Annotated in this window: 14 protein-coding genes; 7 read left to right on the top strand and 7 right to left on the bottom strand. The window is 59.3% G+C overall.

The window, feature by feature from the left end; translation table 11 throughout:
• The first annotated feature begins 24 nt into the window (after positions 1-24).
• The 4 genes from FGA82_RS19890 to cmoB all read left to right on the top strand — a co-directional run bounded on the left by FGA82_RS19890 (position 25) and on the right by cmoB (position 2956).
• On the top strand, positions 25-417 hold the full coding sequence (locus tag FGA82_RS19890) for a protease inhibitor I42 family protein (RefSeq protein ID WP_007916811.1): 393 nt from the start codon (positions 25-27) through the stop codon (positions 415-417).
• Positions 418-419: 2 nt separating this feature from the next.
• On the top strand, positions 420-1058 hold the full coding sequence (locus FGA82_RS19885) for a lysoplasmalogenase (RefSeq protein ID WP_171057314.1): 639 nt from the start codon (positions 420-422) through the stop codon (positions 1056-1058).
• A gap of 165 nt (positions 1059-1223) precedes the next feature.
• Positions 1224-2003, top strand: a complete 780-nt coding sequence (gene cmoA, locus FGA82_RS19880) for a carboxy-S-adenosyl-L-methionine synthase CmoA (protein WP_171057315.1) — start codon at positions 1224-1226, stop codon at positions 2001-2003.
• A complete protein-coding gene (cmoB, locus tag FGA82_RS19875) occupies positions 2000-2956 on the top strand; it encodes a tRNA 5-methoxyuridine(34)/uridine 5-oxyacetic acid(34) synthase CmoB (RefSeq protein WP_122599061.1) in 957 nt (318 codons plus the stop codon). The genes cmoA and cmoB overlap by 4 nt, the downstream gene beginning before the upstream one ends.
• A gap of 181 nt (positions 2957-3137) precedes the next feature.
• Here cmoB and tadA read toward each other — a convergent pair whose 3' ends face one another.
• The 7 genes from tadA to treP form a co-directional block, all read right to left on the bottom strand.
• The gene (tadA, locus tag FGA82_RS19870; protein WP_141128403.1) at positions 3138-3638 is read right to left on the bottom strand and encodes a tRNA adenosine(34) deaminase TadA; all 501 of its coding nucleotides are present in this window, start codon (positions 3636-3638) and stop codon (positions 3138-3140) included.
• Complete coding sequence (locus FGA82_RS19865) at positions 3638-5014, bottom strand: multicopper oxidase family protein (protein WP_141128402.1); 1377 nt, start codon at positions 5012-5014, stop codon at positions 3638-3640. Before FGA82_RS19865 ends, tadA begins: the two co-directional genes overlap by 1 nt.
• Positions 5015-5130: 116 nt before the next feature.
• Positions 5131-5421, bottom strand: coding sequence for a PTS transporter subunit EIIB (locus FGA82_RS19860; protein ID WP_141128401.1), 291 nt, complete (start codon positions 5419-5421; stop codon positions 5131-5133).
• 2 nt (positions 5422-5423) lie between these two features.
• A complete protein-coding gene (gene ptsP / locus FGA82_RS19855) occupies positions 5424-7952 on the bottom strand; it encodes a phosphoenolpyruvate--protein phosphotransferase (RefSeq protein ID WP_141128400.1) in 2529 nt (842 codons plus the stop codon).
• Positions 7953-8014: 62 nt separating this feature from the next.
• Positions 8015-9238, bottom strand: coding sequence for a maltoporin (locus FGA82_RS19850; protein ID WP_141128399.1), 1224 nt, complete (start codon positions 9236-9238; stop codon positions 8015-8017).
• Positions 9239-9345: 107 nt separating this feature from the next.
• Positions 9346-10995, bottom strand: coding sequence for an alpha,alpha-phosphotrehalase (gene treC, locus FGA82_RS19845; RefSeq protein WP_141128398.1), 1650 nt, complete (start codon positions 10993-10995; stop codon positions 9346-9348).
• A gap of 117 nt (positions 10996-11112) precedes the next feature.
• A complete protein-coding gene (treP, locus tag FGA82_RS19840; protein WP_141128397.1) occupies positions 11113-12555 on the bottom strand; it encodes a PTS system trehalose-specific EIIBC component in 1443 nt (480 codons plus the stop codon).
• Positions 12556-12790: 235 nt separating this feature from the next.
• On the opposite strand from treP, the gene treR reads away from it, so the two are divergent.
• The 3 genes from treR to FGA82_RS19825 all read left to right on the top strand — a co-directional run bounded on the left by treR (position 12791) and on the right by FGA82_RS19825 (position 19004).
• On the top strand, positions 12791-13495 hold the full coding sequence (treR, locus tag FGA82_RS19835) for a trehalose operon repressor (protein ID WP_034156275.1): 705 nt from the start codon (positions 12791-12793) through the stop codon (positions 13493-13495).
• Between the two features lie 101 nt (positions 13496-13596).
• Complete coding sequence (locus FGA82_RS19830) at positions 13597-16683, top strand: membrane-targeted effector domain-containing toxin (protein WP_141128396.1); 3087 nt, start codon at positions 13597-13599, stop codon at positions 16681-16683.
• A 248-nt stretch (positions 16684-16931) separates the two neighbouring features.
• Positions 16932-19004 (top strand): TerD family protein, encoded by a 2073-nt coding sequence (locus FGA82_RS19825; protein ID WP_141128395.1) that lies wholly within the window; start codon positions 16932-16934, stop codon positions 19002-19004.
• Positions 19005-19110 lie beyond the last annotated feature (106 nt).

Below are 19110 nucleotides of genomic sequence, written 5' to 3'. Positions count from 1 at the left end.
GACAACGCCGGAGCCGCTGACCTTATGTCCCCCACTCGCCTGTTTCTCCCTCTCGCCCTCTCGCTGCTGGCCGCGTGCGCCACGCAACCGAAACACAACGTGACCGTGGAAAAACAAAGCGAATGCCCGGTGCGGCTCACCAACGGGCAAAACCTTATCATCATGCTGCCAAGCAACCCGACCACCGGTTATCGCTGGGCTATTCAGGATTCCGCCGGCGGTGTGCTGCGTGCACTCAGCCCGGAGGTCTACAGCAATCCGGAAGACGCCGGCGTGGTCGGTGCAGCAGGTCTGTCGACCTGGCGCTTTCAGGCCTTTGCCCCCGGCACCGGGCGTCTGCGCCTGACCTCGCAACAGCCGTGGGCGCCGGAAGTGCTGCCGGTGGAAACTTTTGACTGCGCCATTTCGGTGAACTGATCGTGGGTTGGCTGATTCTGGCGCTGATGGGCGCGGTGACCTTTCTCTACGGCGTCAGCACGCACGCGGCGTTGCTGTGCTTGCTGGTGAAACCGCTGCCGGTGCTGGCGCTGCTCGGCTGGCTACATGATGCGCCGCCCAGCGACTATCGCCGCTGGATCAGTCTGGGTCTGATTTTCTCGTTGCTCGGTGATGTGTTGCTGGCATGGCCGGGGGACCTGTTTGTATTCGGCCTCGGCGCGTTTCTGGTCGCGCATCTGGCTTATCTGAAGGCTTATCTGAGTGACTGCAAGCGTCTGGCGGTGCTGCCACTGGTGCTTGCTCTCGCGGTTGGTGCGGTGCTGCTGGGTCTTCTGATTTCCAGCGGTCTGGGGCCGTTGCTGGTGCCGGTGGTTGTCTATGCCACGGCGATCAGCGCGATGCTCTGGCGCGCCTTGGCACGACTCGGCACCGATGTACCCAAGCGTTCGGCGCTGTTGGCGGCGGGTGGTGCGCTGGCGTTTGTGTTCTCGGACAGCGTGATCGGTATCGACCGTTTCGTCGCCCCTTTCCACGCCGCACCTTACGTCATCATCCTCAGCTACTGGCTGGGCCAATGGGGCATCGCCGCCTCCGCTTTCTCCCAGACTAAACGGATCTGATCGTTCCCACGCTCCGCGTGGGAATGCATCCTGTGACGCTCTGCGTCACTTACGCAGGGACGCAGAGCGTCCGGGGCGGCGTTCCCACGCAGAGCGTGGGAACGATCACTGGCAAAAAAGCGCTTTATCAGACAACCCAAGCATCCCCGCGCCCTTTTGGCTAAAATGCCGGCCTTTTCCACCGACACCGCCGGAACCGCCGTGAGCAAAGAACCCGATCGCATTTTCGCCAAGCCCTTGGCCCAGGTACCCGACTTCGCCTTCAACGAAGACGTGGTGCGGGTGTTCCCGGACATGATCAAGCGCTCGGTGCCGGGTTATCCGACCATCGTCGAGAACCTCGGCGTGCTCGCCGCGCAGTTCGCCCAGCCGAACAGCGTGCTCTACGACCTCGGTTCATCGCTGGGTGCGGTCACTCAAGCCCTGCGCCGCCACGTGCGCACGGACGGTTGCCGGGTGATTGCTGTGGATAACTCCGCCGCCATGGTCGAGCGCTGCCGCGAATACCTCAACGGTCAGGATTCGATGTTCCAGGAGTTGCTGCCGGTGGACGTGATCGAAGGCGACATTCTCGCCCTCGATTTTCAACCCGCCTCGGTGGTGGCGCTGAACTTCACCCTGCAATTCATCGCCCCGGATCAGCGCACCGCGTTGCTCTCACGCATCCGCCAATCGCTGCTGCCGGGCGGCGCGCTGATTCTCTCTGAGAAGCTGCGTTTCAACGATGCCGAAGAACACGCACTGCTCACCGATCTGCACGTCGCGTTCAAACGCGCCAACGGCTACAGCGAACTGGAAATTGCCCAGAAGCGCAGCGCCATCGAAAACGTCATGAAGCCCGACAGCCTCGAAGAACACCGCGAACGCCTGCTGGCCGCCGGGTTCTCGAAAGTCGTGCCGTGGTTCCAGTGTCTTAACTTTGCCTCGTTGATTGCCTTGCCATGATTGATCTGTCCCCCCTCGCCCGCCGTCTGGCCGGCACACCGCTGGCCGAATGGGCCAACACCCTGCAGGCGCAACTCGACAAGAAAATGGAGAAAGGTCACGGCGATCTGGAGCGCTGGCAAAGTGCGCTGGATGCCTTGCCGAAAATTCAGCCGAGCGAAATCGATCTGCTCAATGGCCTGAAACTCGACACCGATTGCGACGACGAAACCCGTGCGCAGATGCGTACTGCATTGATGGGTTTGTCGCCTTGGCGCAAAGGGCCGTTTGATCTGTTTGGTGTTCACGTCGACACCGAATGGCGTTCGGACTGGAAATGGTCGCGCGTCGCCCCGCATCTGGATCTGAAAGGCAAACGCATCCTCGATGTCGGCTGCGGCAACGGTTACTACATGTGGCGCATGCTCGGTGCCGGCGCGAACAGCGTGATTGGCGTTGATCCAAACTGGCTGTTTTTCTGCCAGTTCCAGGCGGTGCAGCGTTATCTGTCTGAGCCGAATGCCTGGCACCTGCCCTTCCCGTTCGAAGATTTGCCGCCGAATCTGGAAGGCTTCGACACCGTGTTTTCGATGGGCGTGTTCTACCACCGACGCTCGCCGATCGAGCACTTGCTGGCGCTGAAGGATTGCCTGGTCAAGGGCGGCGAACTGGTACTGGAAACGCTGGTGGTGGAAGGCGACAAGCATCAGGTGCTGGTGCCGGAAGATCGTTATGCGCAAATGCGTAACGTGTGGTTCCTGCCGTCGGTGCCGGCGCTGGAGTTGTGGTTGCGTCGGGCCGGGTTCAGCGATATTCGTTGTGTGGATGTGAGCACCACGACAGTCGAGGAACAGCGCGGCACTGAGTGGATGAAGTATCAGTCGCTGAGTGATTTCCTTGATCCGGAAGATCACAGCAAAACCATCGAAGGATTGCCGGCGCCGATGCGCGCGGTGATTGTCGCGAAGAAGTAATCCAACCTCTCAAACACCGCGGTGAGCCCACCCCTCACCCCAGCCCTCTCCCCTGGGAGAGGGCGCCGATCGTGGGGCTTTTCAAAACTTGAGTTCGACTCGGTATCTCAGGTCGACGGACTTAACCCATCCAGCTCGGTCAGTCCCCTCTCCCTACGGGCGGTCCGACGTTTCGGGAGGGTTAGGGTGAGGGGCTTTTGGCTCTCCGGGCGCGGAAGAATTCGGTCAGCACCGCGCTACACTCCTCCGCCAACACCCCGCCTTCATACAACACCCGGTGATTCAAAAAGCCCTGGGTGAAAAACTGCCCCTGACTCTGCACAATCCCCGCCTTCGGCTCCAGCGCGCCATACACCACCCGCGCCACCCGCGAATGCACGATCAGCCCGGCGCACATGCTGCACGGTTCCAGCGTCACATACAGCGTGCTGCCCGGCAGACGATAGTTATCCAGCGCCTGCGCGGCCGCGCGAATGGCGACCATTTCCGCGTGAGCACTCGGGTCGCTGGTGCTGATCGGGCAATTGAAGCCACGCCCGATGATCTCGCCGTCCTGCACCAGCACCGCGCCCACCGGCACTTCACCCAGCACCGCGCCTTGCGCGGCGAGTTCCAGGGCTGCGCGCATGAAGTCGCGGTCACGGCTGCGGTCGATGATCGCCGCAGGACGAATCTGGCGCATCACTTCACCTCGATGGCGGCCATCAGGCCGGTTTCCATATGGTCGATCACGTGGCAATGGAACATCCACACCCCCGGATTATCAGCCACCAGCGCCACTTGCGCGCGCTCGTTCTTGCCCAACAAATAAGTATCGGTGAAGTACGGAATGATCTTGTGCCGGTTCGATGCGATCACCTTGAAACTCATCCCGTGCAGGTGGATCGGGTGCTGATACTGGGTCATGTTCTTCAATTCGAAGATGTAGCTCTGCCCTAGTTTCAGGCTGGCAATCGGTCGGTCGGCACAGGTTTTGTCGGTGATGTCCCAAGCCTTGCCGTTGATCTGCCACAGACTCGGCGGCCTGCCGTTGTCGACGTTGACCGACACCGAGCCGACCCATTCGAAATTGAAGTTGAGTTTCTCGGCATTGGCCAGGTCCGGTTCCGCGACCGGATTGGCTGGCAGCGCTTTCGGCCAGTCGGTCGGTGCATCGTTATTGGCCACTGAACGCAGCGTGCCCAGACGTACCGGTCCGTTGCGCAGCGACAATTCTTCGCCCGCCGCCGGCGCCTTGATCGCCAGGCAAATGCGCATGCCCGGACCCAGCCAGTATTCCTTGCCCAATGGCCGCGGCTCGACCGGGTTGCCGTCCAGCGCATAGATCTGCGCTTCAACACCGGGAATGTTGATGCGATAAGTCAGGGTGTTATCGAGATTGAGCAAACGCACTCGAGTGATTTGCCCCGCAGGCAGTTCGATGACCGGGGTCGGCATGCCGTTGATGGTCGACAACCGCCCCGCCGTGCCGCCACGTGCCGCTTCACGGGGAATGCTGAATTCGACGAAATTGCCTTCATCATCGATGTGCCAGTTTTTCAGGCTCAAGGTCTTTTCGTACTTGAAGCCGGTCGGCTCACGCTCTTCGATAATCAGTGGCCCGACCAGTCCGCGCCCGAGTTCTTCGCTGCTGCTGACGTGCGGGTGATACCAGTAGCTGCCGGCGTCCGGCACGCGGAATTTGTAGTCGAAGTACTCGCCCGGCAACACCGGCAGCTGCGACACGTACGGCACGCCGTCCATCTCCAGCGGCAAACGAATGCCGTGCCAGTGAATAGTGGTCGCCACCGGCAAGTGGTTGATGAAGCGCACCCGCAGCCACTCACCCTGGCGCACACGCAACTCGGTGCCCGGCGCCGACGGACCGAATGCCCAGGCCTCGGTCTTGTGCCCCGGCACCAGTTCGACGTCCAGCGGCGCAGCGATCAGTTCATAGTCGTGGCCCGCCTCGGCGTCGGCCATTTTGCCGAGCCAATAACGCGACGCGCCTCCCGCACCAACGCCAACGACAACAAGACCGGCCAGGCCACCGAGGATTTGGCGACGGGTAAAGGACATGAACTCAACTACCTCACGTATCAGCGACAGGCCCTGAGGCCTGCAAAAGGCGAATACGATACACCTGCGGTTGAGAAACAGTAAGGGCGACCTGAGGCCGCACATCACCTGCCGACTTAAGATCGCAGCCCGGTAATAAGGTGCACCACGCCGTCCGCCAAGGGCATCACACCCGAGACACCGGCGGCGCTTAACGCGTGTTGGTCCATGTGCGAAACATCACGCAACACCACCCGCACCCGCGTCAACGCCAGCGGTTGCTGCGACTTCAGGTTATCCACACCGCCCAGCGCCGCGACGATATCGACGCTCAATCCGTCGGTCGGCTCGGCCGCTGCTATCGGTGTGTCCGCGACCAGATCCGGGGTCAAGGCTTTCCAGAATGCCTTCTGCAATTGATCGAACATCTTCAGTTCTCCAGAACCCGTAAAGTATCGACGGTTGCCTCGTGAAAGAGCTGCAACGCCTCGCGCACCTGCCCGGCACTTTCCAGACCGAGCACCTGTTGGGCGATGACCTGACAGTCCGCCAGCGCAAGCTCACGCACCGTTGCCTTGACCGGGGCAATCATCGGCACGCTCACCGACAGTTCGTCCACACCCAACCCCAGCAACAGCGGTACCGCCAGACGTTCAGAGGCCATCGCCCCGCACACACCGACCCACTTCCCATGGTCATGCGCGGCCTTCACGGTCATGGCGATCAGGCGCAATACCGAGGGATGAAAACTGTCCGCCTGACTGGCCAGGCGCGGATGATCGCGATCCATGGCCAAGGTGTATTGCGTCAGGTCATTGGTGCCGATCGAGAAGAAATCCACCAGCGGCGCAAACAGATCCGCCATCAGCGCCGCCGCCGGTACTTCGATCATGATCCCCAGCTTCGGCCGTTGCGTTAGCCCAAGCGCCGCTATTTCCTCGTCGAGCATCTGCCGCGCCAGACGCAGCTCCGACAATTGCGTGACCATCGGCAACATGATGTGCAAACGAGTCAGATCGCAGCAGCCGAGCATGGCGCGGAACTGTTCACGCAATAATTGCGGGCGCTCCAGGCACAAACGAATGCCGCGCACGCCGAGGAACGGGTTGGTTTCGCTGTCCATCGGCACATAGGCCAGCGGTTTGTCGCCGCCGACATCGAGGGTGCGCACCACCAGATTGTGCGCAGGTCCCACGCAGCGGGCGATGGCGCCGTAGGTGGCAACCTGCTCGTCATGGCTCGGCGCGTGATTGCGCCCCAGATAGAGAAATTCCGAACGCAGCAGGCCGACGCCCGCGCCTCCCAAAGCCATGGCCTGCTCGGTTTCAGACAATGAGGCGACGTTGGCCGACACCTCGACGTGATGGCCGTCACGGGTTCGCGCGGCGAGCGTTGCGTTGGCCAGTTCATGCTCGTGGCGTTGGCGCTGTTGCGCGTGGCGCGCCTGCCATTGTTTGATCGCCGCTGAGTCCGGATGCACATGCAGCTCGCCCTTGTCGGCCTCAAGCAATACTTGAGTGCCATTGCTCAGCGCGAGCATTTGCACTGGCACCCCACAGATCGATGGCAGGCCACAGGCGCGGGCGAGAATCGCCACGTGACTGGTCGCGCCGCCCCCCACCGTAGCGAAACCCAGTACCTTGCCGGTATCGATAGCGGCGGTCTGCGACGGCGTCAGCTGATCGGCAATCAGAATGCACCCTTGCGGCAGCTCCAGCGTCTGATCGCCAATCCCAAGAAGCAGCTTGAGCACGCGGCGCCCGACATCGGTCAGATCCGCCGCCCGTTCGGCCAGCAGTGCACTGCCGAGTTGGCGAAACATGATCGCGGTTTCTTCAGTGGCGGCGCGCCAGGCGAAGGCCGCGCTTTTGCCCTCGTCGATCAACGCTTGCGCCTGATCGAGCAGACCCGGATCTTCGAGCAGTTCCTGATGAGCTTTGAATATCTCGGCTTCGGCTTCACCACCAGCGGTATCACGCAAATGCTGCAAGGCCAGATCGGCTTCGATCAGGGCATTGGCAAGGGCTTCGCGCTCGACGTCCGCTCCGCCGCCGAATTCGCTGACGTCGAAGACCGGTTCGCTGATCTGCACCACTTGGCCTAATGCCGAACCGGGTGACGCACAGATGCCCCGCAGAAGCGTCAGCGCCTCCGTGACGACGACCTCGGCGGGCGCCACTGCCGTTACCGTTTCACCGCAGCCCTCGGCCAGGAGCCGGGTCAACGCTTCGATCGCAGCGTCAGCGTCTTCGCCCACTGCACTGAGCCGCACGCTGTCGCCAAAAGCAGTTTGCAACGCCATGATCGCCACCAGGGATTTGGCGTTGGCTTGAGCCTGCTGCTTATGCAGGTAAATCTTTGCCGTGAAGTCCTTCGCCGCTTGCGCGAACACTGCCGCCGGGCGCGCGTGCAGACCATTGGGGTTGGGCAGTTTCAATGGTTGCGAGAAAACAGCCTGCCCCTCTGACGCCACTGCTTCCTCACTGAGTGCCGGCGTGCTGGCTATTTCAAGCAACGGCTGACCGCTTTCGACCCGTCCGCTCGAAGCGACCAGCCAGGTAAACGGCTCAGCGCTGACCACCAACATCAACGTCATCAGGCTGCGCGCATGTCGGGCAATGTAATCGGCATCGAACTCGATCAGCGCCTGTCCAGGCACAACCCGCTGTCCCTCTTCGACCAGGCGAGTGAAGCCTTGGCCGCCGAGGTTCACCGTGTCCAGGCCGATGTGCATCAACACCTGAACGCCGTTGTCATCGGTGATGCTCACGGCATGCCCGCTGGCCTGCACGTTGCTGATGACCCCGGCCAAAGGCGCGCAAAGGGTCGAAGAGGTCGGGTCGATACACAGACCGTCGCCGATCACGCGCCCGGAAAACACCGGATCGGGAACTTGCTCAAGCGCGATCAGGACACCGGACAAGGGCGCCAGCAGTTGCAATTGTTGGGGTGTGGCCATGACGTCACCTGCAGTTTTATGCTTTGAAGTGCCGATGGAGCGCGATGCTCCATCAGCATCGCTTATTTCCACCAGTATTCGACCTGCAATCCGACATTCGCACCGTGGCGAGCCGTGCCGAAAGCGCCGGTGTCAGACAGTGCCGAGCCTTTCGCCAGTTCATTGGCCGCACGTTTGGCTGCCTCGTTCCAGGTGGCGTACGTGTAATACAGACGCACCTCGGGACGCGCCCAGAACTCCGGGCCTTTGGGCGACCAGGTCGGGGCAAACGTGAACTTGCTCAGCTTGCGCGTGCCGCCCGGCGCTTCGACTTGATCGTGACCCAGTTCGGTGACCAGTTTGAACTGTTCACTGAGCGCGTAGGCAGGCCGGACACCCAAGGAAATCCAGTTCTGATCCGCCCCGTCCGGACGAATGTCTTTCTGATACACCGCCTCGATCTGACCGCCAAAACGCGGGGTCACCTGCCAGTCGAAAAACTCGACGATCCGGTAACTTTTATTGCTGTCGTCCAGTTTGACGTTGCCGGTGTAGCCCAGCCCGGTGCCTGGCCCCTCACCGTATTGCAGCGCCAGTTTGTTCTTGCCGCCGAAAAAATCCGTTTGCACATGTTGCGTGGTGATCGCCCAGCCTCGGTGGGCATCGCGGCTGTCGGGTTTGTCGATATAACTCAAACCGAACTCCAGCTCACCGCCCGGGTTGGTCTTGAAACCGGCGACGTTGAAGTCATGCCGATTGATGTAGTCCTTCTGGTACAGGTTGTCCTTGCGCGAGAAGGCGTAGCTGTATTTAAGGTCGCCGATCAATACGTCTTCGACCCCGCCCCCGGTGGCGCTCTGGTTCCAGTAATAGAAATCAGAGATGTGGATGTCATTACGTTTGTAGTAACGGCGCCCGGCCCAGAGTGAACCGCCATTGAGCGCGGGCATTGCCGACCACTGTGCATAGGCTTGCGGCAAGCGTATCGAACCATTGTCGTCTTTGAACGTGGGGCTGCGGTCGTAGCGGTTATACAGCGAGGCCATGCCGTCGACACTCAGGACCGAACCGTCGTCGAGGGTGTACAGATCCTGGCGCAACTCCAGCTCACCGTACTGCTCGCACTCGTTCCCCAGACGATATTTGGTCTGCGCACCGGGTAACTGGAAGCACGACTGACCGCTGCTGTTGACCGACGTGCCGACACCGCTGCGCAAATAGCCGCCAAACTCCAGCGCTTGTGAAGTCGGCGGTAAGGCCAGGCAAAAACCTGCGACTGCAAGGCTGCGATTTATTGTTGTTTTCATAAGCCACCCCATTGTTTTTATTGTCTGGTTGCATGAATTCGGCGCGCAGAAATCCCCCGCGCAGTGCTCTGCGTGTTTTTTTGCAAGCTGGTTTTTCTAGTTAAAGGTCAGGGATCGATCAGGTGCAGAACGAATGACTCGTAAGGCCGCAACGTCATCTGGCGCTTGTGCAATGGCCCGTCCGGATAATTGCTGATCAATAGACGCTGACTCATCGACTCGCTGATGACCGTCGATGGCAACTGCACTTCACAGGTTGTTCCGTAGAAGTTGTTCACCACCAGCAAACGTTCGGCGTCACCTTCACGCACATACGCCCAGACCTGCGGATGTTCAGGCAGTAATTGTTGGTACAGCCCGTCGGTGATCAACGATTCGCTGCGGCGCAGCGCGATAAGACGGCGGTAGTGATGCAACACCGAGTCCGGGTCGTCGAGTTGATGGGCGACGTTGATCTGCGCAGCATTGGCCGGCACACCGATCCACGGCTCGACGCTGCTGAAACCGGCGTTCGGCCCAGCGTCCCAGTGCATCGGCGTGCGACCGTTATCGCGGGACTTCTGCATGATCGCCGCCATGTTGTCGGCATCGCTGCTGCCGGCCTCGCGCTTAAGGCGAAAGATGTTCAGCGTCTCGACATCGCGATAATGCTCGATCGATTCGAACCCCGGATTGGTCATGCCCAACTCTTCGCCCTGATACACGAACGGCGTGCCCTGGAGAAAATGCAGCGCAGTGCCGAGCATCTTCGCCGAGAGTTCGCGGTATTCGCCGTCATGGCCGAAGCGCGAGACCACTCGCGGTTGATCGTGGTTACACCAGAACAGCGCGTTCCAGCCACCACCGGCCTGCATGCCGGTCTGCCAGTCAGACAGAATTTTCTTCAGCTGAAGGAAATCGAAATCGGCGCGCACCCACTTCTGCAAGTTCGGATAATCGACTTTCAAGTGGTGAAAGTTGAAGGTCATCGACAGTTCTTTCGACTGCGGATTCGAATAACGAATGCAGTGTTCGAGGCTGGTCGATGACATCTCGCCGACATTGATCAGGTCGTGCCCTTCGAAGACCTCGCGGTGCATCTGCTGCAAGTACGCGTGGACATTCGGCCCATCGGTATAAAAGCGTCGGCCATCGCTGCTGTCCTCGGGAAAGTCCTCCGGCTTGGAGATCAGATTGATCACGTCCAGACGAAAACCACCCACACCCTTGTCCCGCCAGAACTGCATCATCCGGAACACTTCGGCGCGCACCTGGGGGTTGTCCCAATTCAGGTCGGCCTGGGTGTGGTCGAACAGGTGCAGGTAATACTGACCGGTCTGGGCTTCGTACTCCCAGGCGGAACCGCCGAATTTGGATTCCCAGTTGTTTGGCTGATCGCGCCAGATGTAGAAATCACGGTAAGGGTTGTCGAGGCTGCTGCGCGCCTGCTGGAACCAGACGTGTTCGATCGAGGTGTGATTGACCACGATGTCGAGCATCAGCTTGATCCCGCGCTTACCCGCTTCGGCGATCAGCAATTCACAATCGGCCATGCTGCCGTAGCTCGGATCGATGGCGTAGTAATCGCTGATGTCGTAGCCGTTATCGCGTTGCGGCGAACGCAGGAATGGCGTGATCCACAAGCAGTCGACACCCAGCCAGTGCAGGTAGTCGAGCTTGGCGACGATACCGAGCAGATCACCTGTCGGGTTGCCGGCGTGGCTATGAAAGCTCTTCGGATAAATCTGGTAGATCACCGAACGTTGCCAGTCTTGCATGGCGCATTTCCCTCTTGAATTTTACGAGCTCTGTAGGAGCTGCCGAAGGCTGCGATCTTTTGACTTTGAGAGGCAAGATCAAAAGATCGCAGCCTTCGGCAGCTCCTACAGATCGATTCAGGCAACGCGATAACCGGGCCGGACAATCTTCATGCTCAATGCACAGGTCAGAACAAACGGCACGAGCATGGCAATCAGCATCCCCAGCACAAACATCGGGATGTACTGCGGAATGATCGAGATGAATCCTGGCAGGCCGCCGACGCCGATGGCCGAGGCCTGAACCTTGTTCAACGACAGAAACACACAGCCCAGCGCCGAGCCCGTCAACGCGGCGTAAAACGGAAACTTGTAGCGCAGATTGACGCCGAACATCGCTGGCTCGGTGATACCGAAGTAGGCGGAAATCGCCGAGGTCGACGCCATGCTCTTGTCCCGCGCATTACGGGTCATCCAGAACACCGCCAATGCAGCACTGCCCTGAGCGAGGTTGGACATGACGATCATCGGCCAGATAAAGGTACCGCCTTGGGTCGAGATCAATTGCAGGTCGACCGCGAGAAACATGTGGTGCATGCCGGTGATCACCAGCGGCGCATACAGAAGACCGAAAATCGCTCCACCCACCATCGGCGCCAGGTCAAACAACATGACCAGGCCTTCGGTGATGAAGATGCCGATGTGGCGAGTCACCGGGCCGATCACCGCCAGCGCCAGCACGCCCGTAACGACGATGGTGGTGATCGGCACCACAAGCAATTGAATGGCGTTGGGCACGCGCGCGCGCAGCCATTTTTCGATGACGCTCATCACATAGGCGGCCAGCAGAATCGGCAGGATCTGCCCCTGATAACCGACTTTTTCCACCTGGAACAACCCGAGAATGTCGAAGTACGGCAACTGCTGCCCGTCCAGCCCGGCCACGGCCTTGCCGTAGTTCCAGGCGTTGAGCAGATCGGGGTGCACCAGCATCAGGCCGAGCACAATGCCGAGGATCTCGCTGCCGCCAAAGCGTTTGGCCGCTGACCAGCCCACCAGCGCCGGCAAAAACACGAACGAGGTGTTGGCCATCAGGTTGATCAGGCTCCACAGCCCGTCGAGTTTCGGATAGGCATCGAGCAGGGTTTGCCCTTCGATGAACATGCCTTTGGCGCCGAGCAGATTGTTGATGCCCATCAACAGGCCGGCAATGATCAGCGCCGGCAGGATCGGCATGAACACGTCGGAAAACACTCGCACCAGCCGCTGCATGGCGTTGATCTTTTCGGCGCTTTTCTGCTTGACGTCAGCAATGGTCGACGCCGCGAGACCGGTCTGGCGACGCAATTCGGCATAGACCTTTTCCACTTCGCCCGGACCGATTACCACCTGATACAGGCCGCCGGTGAAGAACGAGCCTTTGACCAGATCGATCTGATTGAGCGTGGCAGTGTCGACCAGGCTCGGGTCCTTCAGGGCCAGCCGCAACCGCGTGACGCAATGGGCGGCCTGTTCGAGGTTTTCGCTGCCACCGAGGCTGTGCAGCAATTGCCTGGCAATGTTCGGATAGTCGTGGCTCATGCTTGTTCTTCCGCTGTGGATTGTTGTTATTGGCAGCACGCCGAAGCGAAAAATACTCGTCTGTACGAGTTAATGCAACAACTCGTACAGACGAGTTTGTTTATGTATATTCCCGCCAGACCGAAGACGAATTTTCCTACTCAGCCCTAAGGTGATTTCCATCGTCCACATGGACAAAGCCCTACCCTGGCCTTAAGGTTCGTGGCTTTGAGCACTGTCGGCACCGAGCCTACCCATGAGCAAATACAACCAGATCTATAGCGATCTGCTGGCCAGCATCACGACTGAGCGTCTGGAGCGCGGCGCCCGTCTGCCTTCAGAAACCGAACTGATGGACAGCTATCAGGCCAGCCGTGGCACGGTGCGCAAGGCTATCGAACTGCTTCAGGAACGCGGCTTTGCGCAGAAAATCCACGGCAAGGGCACCTTTGTGCTTTCGACCAATCCGATCGAGTTTCAGCTGGGCGGCATCGTCAGTTTTCAGGAGACCTACCCGCGTCTGGGCAACGACGTCAGCACTGAAGTGGTCGAACTGAGCCAGATCCCGCTCGAAGGCGCCCTGCTCGAACACATCCATGCCGAACCCGGCAGCCTCATCACGCGGATCAAGCGCGTACGGCGGATCGACGGTAAACGGGTCATCCTCGACATCAACCACTTCGTCAGCGAAGTGATTCCCGGGCTGTCCCTCGATATCGCCGAGCAATCGATCTATGCGCATATCGAACAGACCCTGCAGTTACAAATTGCCTATGCCCAACGCACCATCGAAGCGGTGCCGCGCAGCAAGGACGATCAACTGCACCTGGACCTCGACGGTCAGAGCCATGTGATCGTGGTCAGCAACCAGACCTTCCTCCAGGACGGTCGTCAGTTCGAGTACACCGAATCGCGGCACACCCTCGACAAGTTCTACTTTTCCGACGTGGCCCGGCGCTGACCCCGACACATTTCCAACGATCATGTGCGGTACATATGTAGTGCACTCCCCTTGAGCGAATCGGCCATGCTCGGCCTTCATTTCTCAAGGATGGAGAAAGCATGTACGCCACCCAGCAAAGTCCTCTGCCAAACGCGGCAGACAAAGCGGCTCTGAAGCGAATCGCGTATACCGTCGTGCAGAACTGCCCCGGCCTGCAGGACGCCGCCCATGAAGCGGCCCGTGATCTGCTGGAAGCCAAAGACCTGTCCAGCCTTGATCCGGATCAGGTTTATTTCCATCGTTTCAAGACGGCCCAGAGCAGCACCCGATCGTTTACCGGCTGGGAGCACATCCGCGAAAAACCCTACGAATCGATGACCCTGACGCAGTTGGTGATTCATCGTTTTCGCGCCACCGACCAGGACAACGCCGATCTTCTCGATCTGTACGGTGGCTTCTACACGGAAGGTCCACAGGGCGAGAATTTCGACGAAAAGAACCAGGTGCGCCTGCATGGCAATGAGGTTTTGAAGGCGTTCTGGAACCTCGATTTCAGTGGGCACTACACTGCCATTTTGACGGACTTCTGGAACAGTCACGGCGAAGATTTCCGCACCCTGGCCAAGTGCAATTTCCTTAGCCGTGCGGTACAGGCTCTGGATCTTGGGCAACTCACCGGCAGTGACTTCCAATGGGTGGTGGACTCGGTGGTGGGGCCTGTCAGCTGGCCGATAACCCTGAGCATGCTGCAAGCGAGTCACACACCAACGGGAGATGTTTGCGCCTTCGACGTTGACGGGCATGTCGCCACGCAACTGCTGCGCATCGTCGACCCCGCCGGCCGGCAGATTATCTATTTGCCCAATGAAACCGAGGCATTTGTGGTCAAGGAAACGGTTGCCGACCTGCATTGGTGGGTGCTGGATCAGTTGAACGACGCAAAACGCCGCGCGACCTTCCTGAATCATTTTGCCCTCGCTGATCGTCAGCACATGAGCGAGAACATTAGCGATCTGATGAATCGGCTGGTGGGCACCTGGGGCCGGGCCGACCATCACCTGATCAACCGTACAAACCTGGTGCTGACCGTTGATGCATTCAGTTGGCTGCGCGACTCGACCCGCCAGGCAATGTTCGCAGAAGCCCACCTGTCCCTGACATCGAATGGTGATCTGCGCAAAAAGCTGTGGATCGGTTATCTGAGTGCGGGACTCAAGGTGTTTGGACCGATGGCCACTGTCGGTTGGCCGCTGGCGTTGCCGGTGATTGGTGCCACCGTCGCGAGCATGGGGCTGAATATCGATCAGGCACAAAACGGCAAGACTAACGCCGAACGCAAGGCCGGCGTGCTGGGTGCGGTATTGAGTGGCATCAACCTGTTATTCAACCTTCCATTGCTGATCGGCACCGGGCCGATGCTGGAGATTGGCGCCGAGGTCGAGGCGGCAGAGGCCGCAGAAATGGCCGAGTACAGCGAAGCCTTGAATCCTGACGCCGAGGCCGGCACCCCACCGCAGATCATGGTGCCGGACGATATCGACATCACCGTGCCGAATCTTGATGAAACAGTGCTGGTCCCGGCGCAGAACGCCCCACCGCCACCGGTGCCCGAACGCTATCAATGCAACGAGCTGCTCGATGGCACAGCACTCGGCGAGGAGTCCGGGAAATTCCACGGTATCTACCGTCTCGACTCTGATCCTCCCTATGCCATTCTGATGAATGACGCGCCGTACTACGTGCGCTACTTCGCCAACTCTCGCGGCAGTGGCGACTGGGCAATCGTCGACCCGGAGCGTCCCAACCAGCTCGTCCACGCCTTGCCGATCCGCCTCAATGGCGAAGGTGAATGGGAGCGCATGTCAGCACTGGGGCTCAGAGGTGGAGGCCAATGCATGGGCAAGCCATGCGCCCCTGATATCGAACTCGATACCTTCGAACCTGCATCACCGGAGACGCCCGTGCAACCAGCGGCAGAACCGCAACCCCCGACATCACGGCCCCCGCGTCCGGTGACCAGTGCCTACGACATCGACCCGCTTGTGCGCCGTTCGCTTAAAGCCTGGGCGTTGAACCTCAACGAAACCCATGCCCAGTTGCAGCCCGATGGGGCCGGCGGTTTTGGCATGGATGACCCGTTCGAGTTGTACGCCGCCGGTAAGCGCCAGCTCTTGCAGAGTTCAGCCCGAGGCTTTTTCAGGAACCTGCCGTGGATTATTCAGCCTGCGCGACCGGCAATACCCGGGATCAACCGCCTGATGCCACTGACCGAACTTGTCGATGAAATTTTTGAAAGTGCTTCAGGGCTGGTGGTGGGAGAAACCCTTGATCGCATCGCCAGCCTGCGTTTTCTGATTGAAAGCATGCCGGCGCTGGCCCGCCACGCGAAAACCCTCTACATGCGCGGGTTGCTCAGTGACTTCGCTCAGGTTGAACTGAACCGCTACTTCACCAGCGGCCAGATTACCGTGGATTTACGCAATTACCTGAACAGCCTCGGCACCGATCCTGGCGGTCGATTCAACCCACTGGAACTGGTCCAGGTTGCGCGAGCGAACGGGGTTCGGGTCCAGGCGATCGACTGCGCCGCGAGCTACAAAATGAAAACCCCGCTGCCTTCCGTCGACGAACAAATGATGAGCACCTACCTGACCAATGACATCATGACCGGCGACGTTTACCTCAACAGCCCGAAGAAGTGGATCGTGGTGACGGATGCTCACAACACCAACAGCTTCAGAGGACTGCTTGGCATCAGCGAATTGAAGGGAGGAATCGGCCTGCGAATCGATGAAGTCGGCGCCGGTGAAGAGCTGGGTGTGGATGTCGATCCGGGTATTGAAGTCCCACGCGGCAGCTCGCCCGGTGGCACTGTCAGGCAAGGAAATCCGGACCTTCTGCGCGCCGACTTGCGCTTGAAAGTTCAGGCACCCGAGGCGAACTGGAGTGAAGTGACGCTGGAAAATCTGCTGTATCGGCGCGGTATGTATCTGGTCAAGAAAACCGGAGATGCCTACACCCTGATTCATCGCAGCAAGCAAGGCATGCTTCAGCGCACTGCGATCACTCGCTTGAGCGACGGCAAGTTCTCCCTCCACCGACCTGCGTGGCAGCGTGTGAATGACATCGAGTTCACCAACCTGCAGGACATGTCTCAACGGTTGTCCGATACCGGACTGATATTGCGTAGCCGAATCCCTGATTGAGGCTAATCGGTATTACCCATTCTTCTGGTGAAGCAGCTTGTTACCGTTGAGACAGGCGACCACCTGACAAACAGAGACAACCTTACGTAGAATGCCGCCGTGGCTATGGAACACCTTCCTTCTAAACCTCCTATGACCTAGGGGTTTCGCTCTCCACACTGCGCCTGCTTCTTGCAGGCGTTTTTACATCTGCTGTAGACACGCTGCTGCGTATCGTCCATGACGGCGATCAAAGGAGAAATTCAAGCATGAATCAGGAGCTGTTCCTGCGTCGCCGCAGCAAAGTTCACGTCCCGATGGGCTCTGGCGGTGCTACGCGCGCCCAGGTCGCGTCGGCTGTCCAGGAAATCGCGGCGTTCCGATGTGTACTGTCAGAGTCTCTGATTGAGAAAATCGGCACATTGTCAGCCACAGAACTCAAGTACTGGCTACGCGAAATTATCAGAGTCTTGCGACGGAGAACCGGCGCTCATGTGCACCACAGGCCGTTTTATCCAGACTTTCCCGAGCAGGTTCTGAAAGCCCCAGAGGCGGAGCTGTACCTTAACGCCGTCATGCACTACCTCACGCTTCGGCGTTTGCCACCAACGGAAAACGCTCGTCCTCCGATGCTTGAAGGCAACTTCATATCCTGGGTGATTGAATCGGGTAGCGTCTCTGAGTTTGAGTCACTGCTCGAGCCGCTGGTTTCATCGCGCACCTCGCTCTCCGAAGAGGAAACGGCCGATGTTGTCTGGTTTATCCGAAACTACAAAAGCGATGTGTTCCGCCTGCTGCCCGAGACCATCCCGTTCCGGGAGGTCCGTGCACAGGTTGGCGGCGCACTGATCCTGCATGTCGCTGGCGACAAACGGGTAGACACTTTCCTGGAGCGAAATGTCGAAACAGCGACTGACGTCCTACGACTGGCAGTCGCCTTGAGCGGAGGAGACGTGTCGCTGGCAACCGCTTCGACACGTTTCAAACCGATGAAACGCTCGATGCGCCGTCTGTTTTTGCGCCTGCTCGATAAGATATCCAACGCTGCCGAAGACGTAATGCGTCATGCGGAGCGCTGGAAACGCCTGGCTGAAGTACTGCATCCGGGCGACTACGCCGATAAATATCCACACGCTCTGGCCGCTATCACGGCAGCGCGTCGAAACGAACCGCCCGCCACATTTAATTCACGAGTCGAAACATTGCTGGTCCAGCGTGACATCGCCACGCTTGTGCCAATACTACAAAGCCGACCTGGTGAGTTCGCACGACGGCTTGACGTGACCCTGCGCCGCGCGACGGAAGCCGACTCTGTACTGGACGCGTTCGAGGCCGTTGCGGCACAAGTGTCCTCACCTGTCCTGCTGCAGGTGCTGGCCCAGGTTCGTGCACCGCGCCCCCTGCCCCTGCGCGCCTTCACTCCGAAAGGTTCATTCGCCAAAGTCTATGCCATCAACGATCACCGAGAGCCTCCTGCACCTGAAGTGTTGGCGCATGCAGCCCGAATCTGCGAGGACGCTCTCGTACAGCGATTTGCGTCACTGCCGCCGCTAGGGCGCTGCTTCATCGATCCGGCATTACGCGAATACAGGGTGCCGCTAGCGCAGCGCGCCTCTTCGAAGTCGCTACGTACGCTGGTGCGAGGCAGCCGGTTGCCTATCCCTGACACACGTTTTATTCGCCTGTTCCTGTGGTGGAAGAATGGCAGGGGCCGTACGGATATCGACTTGTCCGCCGCATTTTTTGATGCCAACTTCGTGTTCAGAGAAACGGTTGCGTACTACAACTTGAAAGGGTACGGCGGATACCACAGCGGCGACATCGTCGATGCGCCCGACGGGGCTTCGGAGTTCATCGACCTCGACCTTGATGTTCTGGTCGAAAAGGGAATCCGCTACGTCGTCACGTCTATCAACTCATTCACCGAGCAGCCTTACTGCGATCTTCCAGAATGCTTCGCTGGCTGGATGGCCCGCGCGGACACGGCGTCGGGTGAAATATTCGAGCCGCGATCCGTGTTCGACCGCATCGATATTGCATCCGACACAGTTATTTGCCTGCCATTCGTGATGGACTTGCAGGAACGACGCATGATCTGGGCCGATCTGGGGCTTACTTCATCTCCCCGGTGGAACAACGTCGACAAAAACCTCAGCGGTGTATCGTTGATGTTGCGGGCCTTGGTGCATACACCATGGCCGGATCTCGAAACACTTTTTGAATTACATGTGCGAGCCCGGGGCGAACGAGTGGCCTCTGCGCAGCAGTCGCAAACGGTATTTGCGCCAGATCAAGGGCTGACGCCGTTCGATACGGATCTGATTCGATCCCAATATCTTTGATACCGGCGACAGGTGCCTGAAGGACGCCGGACAAGCCGTCCTCCTCCATCACCCCCACTCAATTATCAATAGTGGGCAATTAGCGGTAGCCCGGTAGTGCACTCCC

Source organism: Pseudomonas fluorescens (assembly GCF_005938625.1).
Classification (GTDB): Bacteria; Pseudomonadota; Gammaproteobacteria; order Pseudomonadales; family Pseudomonadaceae; genus Aquipseudomonas; species Aquipseudomonas fluorescens_BD.
The sequence above is the reverse complement of the archived record's forward strand: the minus strand, read 5'-3'. Positions and strand labels throughout refer to the sequence as shown.